This window comes from Thermomonospora cellulosilytica (assembly GCF_014138835.1).
Lineage (GTDB): Bacteria > Actinomycetota > Actinomycetes > Streptosporangiales > Streptosporangiaceae > Thermomonospora > Thermomonospora amylolytica.
In genome coordinates, this window is sequence record NZ_JACJII010000001.1 from 6,454,962 (window position 1) to 6,471,449 (window position 16,488).

The following is a 16,488-nucleotide window of genomic DNA, read 5'->3' on the forward strand; positions in this document are numbered from 1 at the left end:
CCATGGACGGTACTGCGGAACCGGCGATATCTGCGACGACCACCGAGCAGCCTGCGGACGGTGGTATCGAACAGCGCGGCAGATCGCGGTCTGACGGCGGATCAAAACCGATCACCCGCGGGAATCCGGCCCGTGCCAGTGTGGTGGCCGGCTGCAGCCTGGCTACAGCGGCCACCAGCCAGCACGGTGGTGTGAGCCGCCGACGAAACCCATCTGCATCTGCTATCGCACCTCCGTGCCTACCGGACGCCGCACAGGCACCGCCCTGAGATCCGCGCTCTGGGCAAGAACCGGCAGATCACGATGCTGCGGTGCTGGATGGTCACCACCGGGCGGCGGGTCTATCAGCTGGGCCACCGCAGCGCACCCAACCGACATCCACGCTGCCCGCTCGGCGCTACCGTGACTCTCGTGCTGACCGGAATCCGACTGAACGAAAACGCCGCCCACCCGTTCTAAAACCCCAGGTCAGCAAGTGTCGGCCCCGCGCCCGCGGGGAGCAGCCGACGTACCGGTGTCCGGGATGCGATCACGAGATGTCGGCCCCGCGCCCGCGGGGAGCAGCCGACGCAGCAGGCGGTCGCGCACGCATGGGTGTGGGTCGGCCCCGCGCCCGCGGGGAGCAGCCCGGCTCGGCCGGCATCGCCGTCGGCATGGCGACGTCGGCCCCGCGCCCGCGGGGAGCAGCCCCGGCGACAACGGCCAGCGCCACTGCCCGGACCGTCGGCCCCGCGCCCGCGGGGAGCAGCCGGACGGCTCGGAAGAGCCGAAGCGGTGGCAGGGACCATCCCCGCGTGCGCGGGGAGCAGCCCCAGGTACCACACCAGACCGGTATGTCACGGGGACCATCCCCGCGTGCGCGGGGAGCAGTCGTCGAGCTCAAGCAGAAAGACCTAGCGGTCGGGACCATCCCCGCGTGCGCGGGGAGCAGCCGGCCGGACGGGGCTCGGGAAGCGGGGACTCGGGACCATCCCCGCGTGCGCGGGGAGCAGAGGTCCTTGTTGCCGGCGCGGGCCTTGCGGGCGGGACCATCCCCGCGTGCGCGGGGAGCAGCCCGACTGGCAGACGGTCATGGGAACGGTGGAGGGACCATCCCCGCGTGCGCGGGGAGCAGGTTGGGGAGAAGGCCCACTTCGGAGCCTTGGCGGGACCATCCCCGCGTGCGCGGGGAGCAGACCGCCCTGTCCGTGCGGGTGTTGGGGGACGAGGGACCATCCCCGCGTGCGCGGGGAGCAGGGAGGCCAGGACGTAGGTGACCGTCTCGGGCTGGGACCATCCCCGCGTGCGCGGGGAGCAGTCATGCTCGGGCGTGGTGGACGGGCAGGGGACGGGACCATCCCCGCGTGCGCGGGGAGCAGTCGGACCGTCGCACCACGTACTGGCGGTAGTCGGGACCATCCCCGCGTGCGCGGGGAGCAGCCCTGCGCCAGCGCAGAGACCGCAACGTCGGCGGGACCATCCCCGCGTGCGCGGGGAGCAGCTCGTGCGCGGCACAGGCCGGCTCGATGATCCGGGACCATCCCCGCGTGCGCGGGGAGCAGAACTGCAGGCACAACGTGCACGACACATCAGGGGGACCATCCCCGCGTGCGCGGGGAGCAGGTCGTGGGCTTTGAATCCGGCGAGGCGGGTCAGGGACCATCCCCGCGTGCGCGGGGAGCAGGGAACCGGTCGCCGGTTTGCCGGGTTCCGGTGGGGACCATCCCCGCGTGCGCGGGGAGCAGTCTATCCCTCCTGGCCATATTCACCTTCCGTAGGGACCATCCCCGCGTGCGCGGGGAGCAGACTTGCTGACCTGCGGGTTTATCTCGGACTGACGCCGGAATTCATCACTTCTTGCAACTTGGACATATCGGACATCTGAGATCCATGCGTGTAGGGAGCCGATGGGTGTTCCATCGGCTCCCTGTTCCAGTTCGGTAGTTTTGCAGCTCGGCTCTGCATCGACGCCAGCCTAGGAAACGCAGCTGGATGTTGCGGGGGTAGGGGCTAACGTTCCCGATCGGGTCATGGCGGAAGAGAGCGGATCAGCGTTTGCCGTAGCGGCGGCGTTTGGATGCCTTGCTCCAGCCGCTTGGTGGTGGGGTTGCTGAGACCGCCGGCCTCTCCTTGGGACGGCGGATCAGGGTGACGCCTTCGTGGTCGACGGGGTGCCACTTGTGGTCCCAGGTCTCGAAGGTGAAGCCCTGTTCGTTGTTGGTGGTGTAGGCGAGGAGTGCGCGGCCGGTGCCGGCGTACTGGCGTACCTCTCGCCAGAGGGCCTCTCGGATGCGTGCAGAGGGGCCGCCGATGAAGACGCCTGGGGATATCTCCATCAGCCAACGGGTCAGGAAGCCGCGGAGGCCGGTGGGGCACTGGGTGAGGATGATGATCGTCACCAGGGCGTCCCGTCGTCGTAGTTCCGGCCTGACGCCAGCTCTGCTCCTCGGTCGCCCTGGAGGGTGACGTGGTCGATGTCACTGTTCACGGAGTCGCCGGCCGCCTCCGGGAGCAGGCTCTTGATGTCGTTGACGCATCGGCGTAGCAGGCCGATGCGGTTGACTTCGTCGCGGATGGCGCGGCGGGTGCGTGAGCCGACGTCCTCGGGACTTTCGGCGGCGGTGGCGAAGGCTATGGGTATGGCGATCTCGGTCTTGTAGAGGTCGGCGATGTCGAGGACGAAGGCCAACTCGTGTCCCGAGTGGATGAATCCGAGGCCGGAGGCGCAGCCGAGGGCGGCGACGGTGGTCTGCGCGATGCCGTACATGCATTGGGCGGCGGCCGTGACCGCCTGGTTGACCGGGTCGCCGGAGCCGAAGTCGCCGGGGATGTAGTGGCGGCCGTTCCAGGTGATGTCGAATCTGGCGGCTTCCGTCCGGTAGCGCTCTTTGACCCGGCGGCCTTCCCTGCCGAGAAGTTCCTGGCGGGTGAGGCCGGCGGGGTCCTCGTGGGGGAAGCGCATCCGGTACATCGCGCGGGCGACTTCCAAGCATGCGGCGCTGGAAGGCCTGGGCATGTGGCCCCGATCTTGTAGGCGTCGGAAACGAGGACTCATTCGGGCGCAGGTCCATCCCCGCATGCGCGGGGAGCAGCGGGAGCTGACCCGGATGGGTGACCGGATCTCGGGGCCATCCCTGCGTGCGCGGGGAGCAGCTTGCCTAAGCTGCAGGTTTGACGGCCCACTCTCATCACATGGCGTGGGCACCACGCTACTCTTCCAACCTTGGAAGCAGGAAAGTGGGCCGTTTATGTCGCCTTACTCACGATGAAGATGCATCTCCTGGTCAGCTCTCGCGGCGAGGAGGCTCCCCGCTGGCCGACGGTGGACACGGTTACGCCGCCGCGAGGGTCATCAGGCCGCAGCCGTAGGCCTTGGCCCGGCCCAGTCCGCGGGTGAGAGTACGGCGGAGGGCTTCGGGGTCGGTGACCTCGAGTTTGCCGTCATAGGTCACGGTGGCCAGGGTGACCGGCCTGGAGCTGCCTCGCTTTCGGAACGTCAGCTGGCGCCGTTCCCGGATGATCACCTCGTGGACGTCGGTGCCGGGGATGAGCTGGCGGTCGCCGGGCTTCTCCACCACCCGGAAGCCGGCGGCCTCCTGGCGTTGCAACAGCCAGCGGAGCTGGTGCTGCAGACCGACGTGGGCCGTGAGCTTGGTGGGTTCGGTGTCGTTGCGCCGTGCGGTGTGCACGGGGTTGGCGGTGAGGCGGAACGCCCACTCGTCGCCCTTGCTGAGGCGTGACAGGAAAGGCTCGTAGTCGTAGGTCTGCCACTTGCCCGTGGTGGGCCAGCCGGCCTGTTCGACCAGGTGGGTGAGGTCGGGCTTGGTCGGGCTGACGATGTAGAGGTAGGTCTCGGCCCTGCTGTTGCGGTCGATCCGCCACAGCACCCGCGGTCCGTCGTCCTCCTGGACCGGGATCCTGGCGAACGAGGACATCACCGCGGCGTGCATCGTCTGGGGCGAGGACAGGACCTTGCGGGCGGTGATCCGCGCCGTGTTGATGCGGAAGCGGGTCAGGTACATCACTCGCCTCCAAGGACAGCGATCGGGTCGTGGTCGGACGGCTGCGGAGCCGCGGGGTTGGGCACTTCGACGTACCCATGGCGGATGCCGCGCAGGGCGTACCGGCGGTGGGTCGGGTCGAAGCTGAGGGGCTGGTCGCGGATGCTGTCGACCGGCCCGTCATCGGCGGTGGCCTCGATGATGGTCTCCAGCCGCACGGTCGGCTCGCGGTGCCGTCGCTGGTGCCATCGGGACGCGCGCCAGTCCTCGCGTTTCAGGGCCTGCTCGATGTCGCCGTCCTCCCGGATGCCCAGGTCGAGGGGACGGGACGGCGGACAGGAGCGGCGCCCGAGGTAGGGCAGGTACGTCGGCCGGCGCACAGCCTGGTGCAGCTCGTCGATCAGGTCGTCGGGGCCTTCGAGCGCCGCGACGAACACGGCGTCTGCCAGGTAGAAGCGTTCGGAGACCGGCATGGACTTGCCCGTCTCGAAATGGTGGGCGGTCTGGTAGTCGCGGATCGGCACCCCACGCTGGTCGACGCGGACGCCGAACCGCAGCGCCGCCAGGTCGACGGGATCGTGCGAACGGTCCCGCCCGAGCGCCGCGGCGAGCAGCCCGATCACACCGCTCTTGGTGGGGGCCGGCTCGGTGGTGCGACGGGCGAACCGCGCCGAGGACCCCCACGCCTGCAGAGGGCCGGCGAGCTGGAGCAGCAGAACGCTCATGAGGCGTCGCTCTGCCGCCCGGCGACTTCGGCACCGACCTTCTTGACGAGCTCGGGGAGGGAGACCTCTTCACCGAGTTCCGCCAGGGCGGTGGTGTTCGGCCCGACGCGCAGCACCCAGGTCTTGGCGTCGTCGGCGACACCGTAGGCGCGCTCGATCTCGGGGACGTACCGGGCCAGTCGTTCGCTGGCCTCGCGCACGTGCCCGCCCCGGTCCTGGTCGGCGCGGCAGGCATCCTCGAACGCGCCCACGAAGCTGATCGGGCGGGACGACCGGATCTTCACCACGACCGCGTCGGGCAGGGTGTGGTTGCCGAAGGTGTTGAGCTTGCCGGTGGGCAGCGACGTGATGAAGCCCTGAACGAACGCCTCCACCGCCCGGCGGGCCGGCTCGGTGGCCTCCTCGTCCTCCCGCAGTCCCTTGCCGAGGTTGCGGCTCAGCAGGTCCACGTCGACCGCCGCGTACCGGTAGAGGGTGGCGGAGTTGAACTCGACGGTGCCGATCATGCCCGCGCCGAGGTCGTCGTCCTCGCGTTCCTTGTGGTCGTCGACCGCGGTGTAGTAGTCGGACTCGTTCTCCACCTGGTGGACGCTGATGGCGTGGGCGACCTGGGCGGCGGCGTCCACGTTGATGTCGGCGCCGTCGGCGACCATCCGGCCGAACAGCGCGATGTCGACCGAGTGCCGGCTGTTGGCGATCTGCTTGGCCTCGGCCTTGTTGTCCTTGTCCTTGAAGAACGCCTTGATGTCGTCGCGGCCCTTGACGGCGAGCTCGGCCAGGCCGTCCAGCTGGCGGGCACTGAAGAACATCAGGTACTTGGACTCCGGAGCCGGGGCGAGGCCGTCCCCCTTCGCGTTGCGCTTGGGCGGCTCGATCTTCGACCCAGTGGCGGTCTGGACGGTCTCGGCGGCCAGCGCCCAGGCTTCGGTCTCCTCGATGGAGCCGTCCAGGTTCCGGATCCGCCCGGCCAGCAGTTCGGCGACCCGCCTGGTACGGACGCCCAGATCGCTGGGGTCCAGCAGGTCGTGGAAGGCGCGGCGGGTGGCGCGCTTCCAGGACTGGCTGGAGACCCGGGCGCGGCGGACGCCGCCGTAGACGGCGGTCTTGGGGGTGCCGGTGTCGTCCCGGTTGAGGTTGCTCGGCGGGACGGTCTGAATGACGTGCAGTTCGACGATGGTACGGGTCGTCATCAGAAGTCCTTGTCGTTCGTCGTCGTGTTGTCGGCGGCTCCGGCGTCGGCGGGCTCAGGCCTGTGGGCGTGGAAGCTGCGGCCCCAGATCTGACGGACCTGCCGCATGCCGCCCGGGGTCTGGGCCTGGTAGAGCCGGATCGCGAGCCGCTGGTAGTCAAGAGGGACGGCGTACCGGCGCAGGAGGGTGACGATCTCCCGGAGCCGGTAGGCGAGGACGTCCGGGGTGGTCGCCGCCCCCACCCGGACGAAGCGCCTGCGGATCGGCTCGTCGATGTCGCCTCCGGGCATCATCCGGCGGACGGCCGCGCCGAGTTCGATGCCGGGCTTGTGCATGCCCTGGTCGGTGCGGGACTGCTGGTGCAGGGCGTACAGGGTCACCGCCAGGAACAGGGCGTTCTCGGCACGGGTCGCCTCGGTGTCGGAAAGGCGCTCCTCGAACAGCGCCTCCGCGCCGATCATCCCCCACAGCTCGGGCATGTCCTGCGGGAGCTTGCCGGCGCCGCGCCGCAACTGGGCCAGGGCGGCGACGGCCGTGCTCTGGTCGGCGAGGTAGCCCGTCTGCCACCTGGCGATGGACGCGCCGGCGACCTGGCCCACCAGGTCCGGCAGGCGGCGTGGGGCGGGTGGAGCCATGGTCATGACCGGGCCTCCAGAATCTGGTCGTTCTCAGTGGACGGGCCGTTCTGTGCCGCTCCGGGCAGGGCCTTGGTGAGTTCGCGGCGGAACGTCAGGGAGGCGCGGGAGGCGTCCAGCCAGATCTCCTGGCCCTTTCTGGTCTCGATGACCCGCCCCTCCCATGCCGGGTCACCGGCCGAATCCACCAGGTCGCGACCCAGGTTGCGGATGATCTCGTGGGCCCGGCTCTGCCATGCGGCCCGGCGTTCGCCGGCGTCGGCCTCCGGTTTCAGCGTGGCCAGCCACTCGCGGAACGGGCCGTCCAGCATGCCGAACCCGAGGGTGCGGGCCGAGGCCGCGGCGGGCTCGGTGTCGGCGCCTGACGCCCTGGCCAGGTCGGAGGCGAGGTCACCGAGGATCCGCACAGCGCTCTCCGCGTCGGCCACGGCATCGATCGCCGTCTGCCCCAGATCCCTGTCCCGGTCGTGGAGGAGAACGATGGGCATCGCCACGGCGTCGTCGACCATCTCGTCGATGACCGACTGCTGGGTGCCGTACACCGCGCCCAGCAGCCGGGCCCGGATCAGATAGTCCGGCGGCAGCGGACCTTCGATCGTCAGGCGGGCGACCCAGTCCAGGATCCGGGGGCGCACGATGGCGGCGGCCTCCCCGCGCTGTTCGGCGCCGTCCGCGCGTCCGGCGATCAGTGCGCCCAGCCCGCGCCATGCGCTGCGGCCAGGGTCGTGCTCGCGCGGCAGGTAGACCTGGGGCTCGCCCAGTTTCTTCTCCTGGGCGGGGCTGCGTCGCCAGGCCGTCATCGGCTCGCGTGCGTGCTTGTTGCGCGGCGCGAGAGCGTCGCCGTAGGCGAGGACCACGCCGTAGACGCCGTCGACGTCGAAGTGCAGCCGTACGCGCCTGGACTGCCAGGTGTAGAGGTCGCGGACGCCGGCGGGGCGGGTTCTCAGCTCGACCTCGTCCAGCTCCTGGGGGCCGCGCGGCTCCTGACGCCAGGCCGGCGCATCGCGGGCACGGTCGATCTCCAGGTTGGGGGTGTCGAACGCGATGAGGTTGAGCAGCAGCGTCTCGCGCAGGTCGTTCCCCTCGACGAGGACGCCTCCGAGGTTGCCGGCCCAGCCGACCCCCTGCGGGTACACCTTGCCGTTCTTGACCCTGGGGTCGCCCACGGCGCCGGACTTGATGCCGGAGGTGTCGAAGGCGTGGGCGTGCACGAGCCAGCGCGCGGCCTCGGCGAACTCGAGCCGTTCCACGCCGGTGGCCCGCATGGTGAAGAACAGCGCGCCGTTGGGGACGTCGGCGACGATCCGGTCCAGGGAGAAGACCTCGTCGTTGGCGGTGCGCAGGCCGGCGGTCTGCAGGAACGGCGTCCGCGGGTGGAGCAGGTCGAACCGCTCACGGTGCCGTTCCAGGTAGGCGGCGATCCGGTCGACGGGCAGGCCCTCGTCCCACAACTCCGTCCAGCCGTAGACGTCCTCGGGCCCGTCGATCACGTCGTGCAGGACGGCCAGCAGCAACCGCAGGAGCGCGAACTCCTGGGTGGGCACGTCACCGACCACCCGGCGCAGGTCATGAGCCTGACGGAAGACCTCGGTCAGCGACAGCACGTCCTCGGAGCCGTCGCGGCGCAGCACCGGCAGCCACGGGCGGCCGGTGAGATCGAAGGACGGTACGGCCGGTTCACTCGGCACGAGTCACCTCCAGGCCATCCGTGGGCGTGTAATGCAGGTCGTAGCCTGCCAGCCGGGTCCGACATTTCTCGTCCAGGAACAAGACCAATTCACCGGCCAGCCAGTGGCATTCCTTGGACTGCCAGGCCGGGATGCATTCGGCCTCCAGTTCCTCGATCGCCTGGTCGATCACTTCCGGGAGCGAGAACTGAAACGGAAGCCGCAGCCCGCAGGCCGCCACGATTCGCGCGAGGCGAGGTTCGGGAACGGCCTCGGTGGGCAGCTCCAGTCCTCCACGGTTCTCGGTCAGCCACGGCACCGTGCGCACGGTTCCGTCGGCAAGACGTTGCACCACGAGCACTTCCAGGGACTCCTGGCTGTCGCGGACCTGGGCCCTGCCCGCCCGGGTGTCGTCGGCGTCACCGACACCGGCGTCGACCCATCCGATCAAGGGCCGCCCGCCCTGGGCGGCCTTGTTGAGCAGGAAGGCCTTCGCCTTCTCCCGTTGCGTCTCCCGATGCAGATCCTGGTCCCGGCGTGCCTGGTCCATGGCCGGCTGCCACTCGGACGGTCCTGTCGGGTCGTTTCCGTACGCCTTTTGGACCAGCGGGCTGATGTCCTCCGGCAAACGCACGACTTGCCCGGTTTCTGCCGTTCCCGAGAAGTACGGCTCCAGAACTGCCGCAGAACGCAGCAATGCGTGGGATCGGTAGATACGCCGGGAGCCGCTGACCGGCTCGACCGGAACGGCATTCCAGTCTGCGCCCGTGACGAGGCATCGGGCTGTGCGAAGCCGTGGCGGGCGTTCGGATTGCCCTTCGCCCCGCAAATGCCGATGCACGCGTCCCATGCGCTGCAACAGCAGGTCGATCGGGCACAGATCGGTCACCAGCAAGTCGAAGTCGATGTCCAAGGACTGCTCGGCCACCTGGCTGGCCACCACGATGTGCATGTCGTCCGGACGCCTGGTGTTCTTTCCGGGCGGACCGAACCGTTCGAGCAGGTCGGCATCCTTGGCCATGCGGTCCAGGTCGAGGAAGCGGGCGTGCGCAACGGTGATCTTTTTGCCGCCGAAACGTTTCCGCAGGTGAGCGGCGGTCTCCTGGACACGGCCGACGGTGTTGCGCACCACCAGCGCACAGCCGCCGTCGGACAGCTCGCGCTCCAGCCGGTCCGCCAGGACATCGAGATCGTCGTCCAGGTGTTCCAGGTGGACCTCGGTACGGCGACCGGACGGGGCGACGGAACGGGACACCGGCGGGCGGCCGATCTCCAGGGCCGTCAGCAGCGGGTAGCCCTCCGCGGCCTCCACGTTCGTGAAAACAGGCCCTTCCACCTGGGCGTACGCCTCGACGAGCTCCCGCCGCCTGGTGGCGGGCAGCGTCGCCGACAGCACGATCACCGGGACCCGGTACGCGCCCAGCCACGACAGCACCCGGTCCAGGTAGGAGTTCATGTAGGTGTCGTAAGCGTGAGCCTCGTCGATGACGACGACCTTGCCCGCGAGCGCGAGGTGACGCAGCGCCAGATGCCGGCTCTTGAGCCCCATGAACAACAGCTGGTCGATGGTCCCCACGCCGAAGGAGGCGAGCATCGCCTTCTTCCTGCCACGAAGCCACTGATGGGCGACCAGCTCGGCGGAGTGAACGCTGCGATCGCTGCGGTGACGCCACTCGTCACCGACACCGTCCAACTCCACCGCGGTCACCGCCCGCCGGCCGGCGCGGACCAGATCCTGGTACTCCTCGTTCAGCGCCGCCTTCGAGTGCGCCAGGTGAACCGAACGCGGGCCTCCTCCAGAGCCGTCATCCGGAAGCCGCCGCAACCAGTCCAGCAGGCGAGGGAACATCGCGTTGCCGGTCGCCATGGTGGGCAGCGCCACGTAACAGCCGCCCGCGCCCGAACGGGCGGCGAAGATCTCGGCGACTGCCAGTGCGGCCTCGGTCTTGCCCTCCCCCATCGGCGCTTCAATGATCATCAAGCCCGGGTGCTCCATGCGGCGCGCCAGCTCCACCGCCTGCTCCTGAACCGGGCGTACACGGGCTCCGGCCGGAAGCGCGAACCGTGACGCAAATAGCTCGGCCGTGCCCTCCTCCGGCTCCTTCGCCTGCCAGGGAGCGGGCAGCGCCAAGCCGTGCCAAGCGGCTTCGATGCGCTCGCGGTCGCCGATGCTCGCCGCCTCGGGGAAGTACGGGAAGAGGTCCGGATTGCTGGCGATCCAGTCGGCGACGATCACCAAGCCCGACAACAGCGCCTGAACCGGCTGCGACAACTTGACCTGCCGCCAAGCGTCCAGGCGGTCCTGCACTCCGCAAGCCACCGCGCATGCATTGAGCAGCTCATCCTGCACGCTCCGCCACGCTGCTTCACAACCCGGCGTGCGGAGCAGACGAGGACGGACGTTCAGCTCACGGATGTCCATGAACGTCGGAGGAACGCCATGATGCCCACCCGCGATCACGCTGAACTGCAAGGTCGCGGAACGGCTCCACCCTTGCCGTTCCGTCAGCCACTCCTGTAGCAACAGTTGCCCGGCCAGACCGTGCGGAGCCAGTTTCCGGTCCACCAGCTCCTTATGGCCGGGCATCTCCAGCCCGGCATTTCGCATCGCGTCGGCGAGCACCTCCACCTGACAGGCGAACGCCGGCGTGGCCTTACCGATGTCATGCGTGGTAGCCAGCCACACCACCAGCCGACGCGCGTCCTCTGCCCTTCCCGGCATCTCCGCCGCGACCAACCGCTGCACCTGCCAGGGAACCCACTCGTCCCACAGCAGCCCCGCGACGGCGCCACTGTCGGCCATGTGCCGCCACAACGGCAGCCATCCACCAGTCGCGTGATCATGCTTGGCCCACACCGCCCGGGCAGCGGCCGACAAGCCATCCCCCAGCCGAACCGACCCATCCCCGTCAGGCATGTGCACAGTCAAGCAGGAGACACAGGACTATGCAGAGTTTTTCCAGATTTCGTCTGACACTTCTCTTCACAGAAGATCTTGGATCCCAGCCCGACCGCCGGCCCCACGGCCCAACCCAGCTTGCCCGCGCCACCAGGTCCAGGCACGCTGTATCAGCAATCAAGCCTGGAACGAAGCGTGTCCCAAATATCCGAATCTGCAAAAGTAAGGAATTTCGCCCCCGCCCCGCCATAAACCCGCAGGTCAGCAAGTCTGCTCCCCGCGCACGCGGGGATGGTCCCTCGAGCGCATCGTGCGCCCGCTGGGCAACCAGCTGCTCCCCGCGCACGCGGGGATGGTCCCTCGGGCAGGTCCCGCACCAACAGCCGGTCTTCCTGCTCCCCGCGCACGCGGGGATGGTCCCTGGGTCATGGTGAGGCCGCCGCTCTGGGTGGGCTGCTCCCCGCGCACGCGGGGATGGTCCCCAGCGATTCGACCTCGTAGGCGAGCCGACGGCGCTGCTCCCCGCGCACGCGGGGATGGTCCCTCGCCGATCGGCTCCTCCTCACCCACCTCGTTCTGCTCCCCGCGCACGCGGGGATGGTCCCCCGCTGGCGATGCTGCGGCTGCGGTGGGAGGTCTGCTCCCCGCGCACGCGGGGATGATCCCAGCCCCCGAACCGGCTCCCCTGCCCCCTCCCCCTGCTCCCCGCGCACGCGGGGATGGTCCCGCCGCTGAATTAAGAAGCCCAGCCCCCTCCCTCTGCTCCCCGCGCACGCGGGGATGGTCCCCCACGGTGAAACACCCCTGCACGCAAGAGCTTCTGCTCCCCGCGCACGCGGGGATGGTCCCAGCCCGGGGTTCTCGCCGAACAGCGTGAGCGCCTGCTCCCCGCGCACGCGGGGATGGTCCCTACGAGCGGTCGCTGCCTGTGCTGCTCGCTACGCTGCTCCCCGCGCACGCGGGGATGGTCCCCACTCACACCCTGCAGGTCGGCACCCTCGACTCTGCTCCCCGCGCACGCGGGGATGGTCCCCGCACGGTGGTGTACCGACTCCGCGCCTACGTCTGCTCCCCGCGCACGCGGGGATGGTCCCTGGACGCCGCCGGGGCCGGCGCCGGTGAACCCCTGCTCCCCGCGCACGCGGGGATGGTCCCGACGCCGTCGAGTGGCTACACAACCACCCTGACTGCTCCCCGCGCACGCGGGGATGGTCCGTGAGGCGTCCGTGCTCGTCCCACCACGCCTTGCTGCTCCCCGCGCACGCGGGGATGGTCCCCCGGCCGGCTTCTCCCACGGCCACTTGGCCGGCTGCTCCCCGCGCACGCGGGGATGGTCCCCGGGGCCGCCGTTCGCCTTGCGCGTCCGCGGCCTGCTCCCCGCGCACGCGGGGATGGTCCCTCCACCGTTCCCATGACCGTCTGCCAGTCGGGGCTGCTCCCCGCGCACGCGGGGATGGTCCCTGGACGCCGCCGGGGCCGGCGCCGGTGAACCCCTGCTCCCCGCGCACGCGGGGATGGTCCCAGGGTCGGCAGGATCCCCGCGTACACGGCTTGCTGCTCCCCGCGCACGCGGGGATGGTCCCGACGATGGTGATGATCAACGTCGAAGTCGTCACTGCTCCCCGCGCACGCGGGGATGGTCCCCGGCCGTCCGTGGGGACCTTGGCCTTGTCGAGCTGCTCCCCGCGCACGCGGGGATGGTCCCATACGGGAGGCGACGCTCGAGCAAGCGGCGTGCTGCTCCCCGCGCACGCGGGGATGGTCCCACCTCCGGTGCCTCCCCGCCGACGTCGACCAGCTGCTCCCCGCGCACGCGGGGATGGTCCCCTCGGCGACATCACCGCCGTCGACTGGACGGCCTGCTCCCCGCGCACGCGGGGATGGTCCCTCGTCGAGCCCGCGGCCGGTGTATCCCTGCTCCTGCTCCCCGCGCACGCGGGGATGGTCCCCGAAAGGGGCGGAGGGAACGCCAAGTCCTCCCCTGCTCCCCGCGCACGCGGGGATGGTCCCCCCCCCGCCGCTGGCATCGTCCCCGCCATGGGGCTGCTCCCCGCGCACGCGGGGATGGTCCCGGACTGGTGTACGGGCTGTCGCCGGGCGCGGTCTGCTCCCCGCGCACGCGGGGATGGTCCCCTGGTCCGCGCCGCCCGACCGCCAAGATCTCCCTGCTCCCCGCGCACGCGGGGATGGTCCCCACGCCGCCGTCTGCCCGAACGGAGACCGGGCCTGCTCCCCGCGCACGCGGGGATGGTCCCGAATGCGGCACCTGTGATACCGCCGACATCCCCTGCTCCCCGCGCACGCGGGGATGGTCCCCCGGCGAACGAGGAGCCGGACGCCGTATACCACTGCTCCCCGCGCACGCGGGGATGGTCCCGCGACCAACGCCATGTAGATGATCAGCAGTTCCTGCTCCCCGCGCACGCGGGGATGGTCCCGTCGGTATGGCGGCGTCGCCGTGCTCGACGGCCTGCTCCCCGCGCACGCGGGGATGGTCCCGGCCTGTTCCGCGGCGTCTCGCAGGCGATCGACTGCTCCCCGCGCACGCGGGGATGGTCCCACGGCGGCCAGCGCGCCGGTGAAGGTCATCAGCTGCTCCCCGCGCACGCGGGGATGGTCCCTCCTGCAAGCCGTGGACGTCCCCCCGGCCGCGCTGCTCCCCGCGCACGCGGGGATGGTCCCGTCAGAGCCGCCGTTGCGGCAGCTCAGCAGCACTGCTCCCCGCGCACGCGGGGATGGTCCCCCGCTACCGCTGCTGACGGCGTGGATGTGAAGCTGCTCCCCGCGCACGCGGGGATGGTCCTGGTCCCTGACGGAAGACTGATCTCCTCACATACTGCTCCCCGCGCACGCGGGGATGGTCCACGTCGGGCTGGTGTACGTGCAATGGGGCCATCTCTGCTCCCCGCGCACGCGGGGATGGTCCCTCGGCGGCGGCCTCCAGCGACGGGAACACCGGCTGCTCCCCGCGCACGCGGGGATGGTCCTCGGGAGGGACGTCATGGCAGAGCTGGAGCCCTCTGCTCCCCGCGCACGCGGGGATGGTCCCCTCGGCCAGCGCCTCCACGTCCTCCTCGTCGACTGCTCCCCGCGCACGCGGGGATGGTCCCCCTTCTCCTCAGCACGAAGTGGCCCGGATCCTCTGCTCCCCGCGCACGCGGGGATGGTCCCGGGTTCGGGGAACAGGAAACCGGGCCGTGACCCTGCTCCCCGCGCACGCGGGGATGGTCCCCCTCTCCGTTCAGCGGTTGGACTTTTCCGGGGCTGCTCCCCGCGCACGCGGGGATGGTCCCGCTCGCTTCTTGCGCGACAGGTTCTCGCCCTCCTGCTCCCCGCGCACGCGGGGATGGTCCCCAAACACCCGAGGCGGTCATCCCGCCCAAGGCCTGCTTCCCGCGCACGCGGGGATGGTCCCATCCAATGTCGCAGATGAACACCCAGGTCACCCTGCTCCCCGCGCACGCGGGGATGGTCCCTTCTTGGCCTGGCTGGGCTCGGCGTTCGCCTTCTGCTCCCCGCGCACGCGGGGATGGTCCCACCCTCCGTATCCGGGCGCCGGTCATGCCGATCTGCTCCCCGCGCACGCGGGGATGGTCCCTCGCCCCACGCCCTCTTGAGCTCATCCCAGGGCTGCTCCCCGCGCACGCGGGGATGGTCCCCCATGTCAAGGGACTTCATAGTCAGAGAGTTGCTGCTCCCCGCGCACGCGGGGATGGTCCCTGGACGGTCATCAACCGTCCCAAGTTCGGAGAGCTGCTCCCCGCGCACGCGAGGATGGTCCCCCACCGGGGCAGGCCGGTCAGGCGGATCCGGGCTGCTCCCCGCGCACGCGGGGATGGTCCCGCGTCGTCATGGACGGTCTTGTCGGCGCGTTCCTGCTCCCCGCGCACGCGGGGATGGTCCCACCTTGGCCTCGGGCGCCACCCCGAGAAAACCGCTGCTCCCCGCGCACGCGGGGATGGTCCCGTCGGGGTGGCCAGGCCGGTGCCGTTCACCTTCTGCTCCCCGCGCACGCGGGGATGGTCCCGGCTGTCCCCGCCGGGCCTGCGGTACCGCAGCCCTGCTCCCCGCGCACGCGGGGATGGTCCCGCGCGCACCAGCCCGGGCCGGTGGGCGCGGAACTGCTCCCCGCGCACGCGGGGGATGGCCTCTGGCAGCAGGGGTTCGGGCTCTTGCGTGTCGGTTGTCTCGTTCGCTTTCAGAGGTCACCCGTTCTGATGCAACGGACGCGGTGCAAGGGTGAGGTGATGCTGGCTGCAGGGTCGCCATCAGCGTCAGGAGACACCGAGTCGGTAGCGATACATGGTTACTGTGACACTTGGCCGCAGGTGACGCAGGAGGCTGGCTGCACATGTCGGAGGAGATCGCCGCTCATTACGATCGGCTCGCGGATCGCTACGACGAGAACTGGGCGCACAGCGCGGAGTTCATCGCTTGGATGACGGGCTGCATCCTGGAGCGGCTTGAGCCGGCGCCCGGAGACCGGGTGGCCGACATCGGGTGTGGGACTGGGCTTTTCACTCAGGGGCTTGTGGAACGAGCCGGCCAGGTGGCCTGTGTGGATCCGTCGGGAGCGATGTTGGAGCGGCTTCCGGCGGGGAAGGGTTTCGTTCCGGTTGAGGCGTCCGCCGAAGATGTGGTCGAGGGGCGCGCATTGCTCCCTCACCGGCAGTTCGACGTGATTTTGGTCAAAGAGGCGATCCACCACGTCCAGGACCGCGCCCGGGTGCTGGAAGGTCTGGCGGGGATGCTGGCTCCAGGCGGGCGTGTGCTGGTGGTGATGCTGCCGACGACGATCGACTATCCGCTGTTCGACAGGGCTTTGCGGTTGTTCGAGGAGCTCCAGCCAGACCCTGAGGATGTCGCCGGCCATCTGGAACGAGCGGGTCTGCGGGTCCGTCTGACCTATGAGTCGTTCCCGTTGTCGTTCAGCAAGGGGCGCTATTTGCGGATGGTCCGTAACCGCTATATGTCACTGCTCTCCATGTTCGACGACGCCGAACTGGAGGCGGGGATCGCAGAGATCGATGAGCGCCATCCCGAAGAGGTTCTGCAGTTCCCCGATCGGTTCGCCTTCGTTCTCGGAAGGCGGGCATGAGCGGCGAGCTGGACTCCCGTCTGCAGCGGCTCAAGGAAGAACTCGACGACCACTCCCGTATCGCCAGGCACCTCGGGCTGGACTTCGAGCGGCCGATCCGTTCGCTCGGTGACGGCTATCCGGAGAACTCGATCTCCCTGGTCGGGAAGATCACCGAGCGCATCCTGAAGGAGTTGTGGACACACCACAATGTGCCGGGTGATCCATCCGGAAAGTCGCTCAGCGAGCTGATCAAGGGGTGCAGGCCGCACATCACCAGCAGCAGCGTGCTGGACGCACTGCGAGACATCTAGC

Annotated in this window: 10 protein-coding genes and 2 CRISPR repeat arrays; of the genes, 2 read left to right on the forward strand and 8 right to left on the reverse strand. The window is 69.9% G+C overall.

What is annotated here, in order from left to right:
- Positions 1–780: 780 nt before the first annotated feature.
- Positions 781–1,785: a CRISPR direct-repeat array (repeat unit 29 nt; unit sequence GGGACCATCCCCGCGTGCGCGGGGAGCAG).
- 242 nt (positions 1,786–2,027) lie between these two features.
- The 8 genes from cas2e to cas3 form a co-directional block, all read right to left on the reverse strand.
- On the reverse strand, positions 2,028–2,378 hold the full coding sequence (cas2e, locus tag HNR21_RS30475) for a type I-E CRISPR-associated endoribonuclease Cas2e (RefSeq protein WP_182707857.1): 351 nt from the start codon (positions 2,376–2,378) through the stop codon (positions 2,028–2,030).
- Positions 2,375–2,995 (reverse strand): CRISPR-associated endonuclease Cas1, encoded by a 621-nt coding sequence (locus tag HNR21_RS30480; protein WP_246442377.1) that lies wholly within the window; start codon positions 2,993–2,995, stop codon positions 2,375–2,377. Before HNR21_RS30480 ends, cas2e begins: the two co-directional genes overlap by 4 nt.
- 316 nt (positions 2,996–3,311) lie before the next feature.
- Positions 3,312–4,001, reverse strand: coding sequence for a type I-E CRISPR-associated protein Cas6/Cse3/CasE (gene cas6e, locus HNR21_RS30485; RefSeq protein WP_182707858.1), 690 nt, complete (start codon positions 3,999–4,001; stop codon positions 3,312–3,314).
- Positions 4,001–4,705, reverse strand: coding sequence for a type I-E CRISPR-associated protein Cas5/CasD (gene cas5e, locus HNR21_RS30490; RefSeq protein WP_182707859.1), 705 nt, complete (start codon positions 4,703–4,705; stop codon positions 4,001–4,003). Before cas5e ends, cas6e begins: the two co-directional genes overlap by 1 nt.
- The gene (cas7e, locus tag HNR21_RS30495) at positions 4,702–5,895 is read right to left on the reverse strand and encodes a type I-E CRISPR-associated protein Cas7/Cse4/CasC (protein WP_182707860.1); all 1,194 of its coding nucleotides are present in this window, start codon (positions 5,893–5,895) and stop codon (positions 4,702–4,704) included. The genes cas5e and cas7e overlap by 4 nt, the downstream gene beginning before the upstream one ends.
- Positions 5,895–6,536, reverse strand: a complete 642-nt coding sequence (gene casB, locus HNR21_RS30500) for a type I-E CRISPR-associated protein Cse2/CasB (protein WP_182707861.1) — start codon at positions 6,534–6,536, stop codon at positions 5,895–5,897. Before casB ends, cas7e begins: the two co-directional genes overlap by 1 nt.
- Complete coding sequence (casA, locus tag HNR21_RS30505; protein WP_182707862.1) at positions 6,533–8,218, reverse strand: type I-E CRISPR-associated protein Cse1/CasA; 1,686 nt, start codon at positions 8,216–8,218, stop codon at positions 6,533–6,535. Before casA ends, casB begins: the two co-directional genes overlap by 4 nt.
- A complete protein-coding gene (gene cas3, locus HNR21_RS30510) occupies positions 8,208–11,114 on the reverse strand; it encodes a CRISPR-associated helicase Cas3' (protein WP_182707863.1) in 2,907 nt (968 codons plus the stop codon). The genes casA and cas3 overlap by 11 nt, the downstream gene beginning before the upstream one ends.
- A gap of 252 nt (positions 11,115–11,366) precedes the next feature.
- Positions 11,367–15,246: a CRISPR direct-repeat array (repeat unit 29 nt; unit sequence CTGCTCCCCGCGCACGCGGGGATGGTCCC).
- Between the two features lie 201 nt (positions 15,247–15,447).
- On the opposite strand from cas3, the gene HNR21_RS30515 reads away from it, so the two are divergent.
- Both HNR21_RS30515 and HNR21_RS34805 read left to right on the forward strand, forming a co-directional pair.
- Entirely contained in the window at positions 15,448–16,194 is a 747-nt protein-coding gene (locus HNR21_RS30515; protein WP_182707864.1) for a class I SAM-dependent methyltransferase, read from the forward strand.
- Positions 16,191–16,487 (forward strand): hypothetical protein, encoded by a 297-nt coding sequence (locus HNR21_RS34805; RefSeq protein ID WP_220500362.1) that lies wholly within the window; start codon positions 16,191–16,193, stop codon positions 16,485–16,487. Before HNR21_RS30515 ends, HNR21_RS34805 begins: the two co-directional genes overlap by 4 nt.
- The last annotated feature ends 1 nt before the right edge of the window (position 16,488 follow it).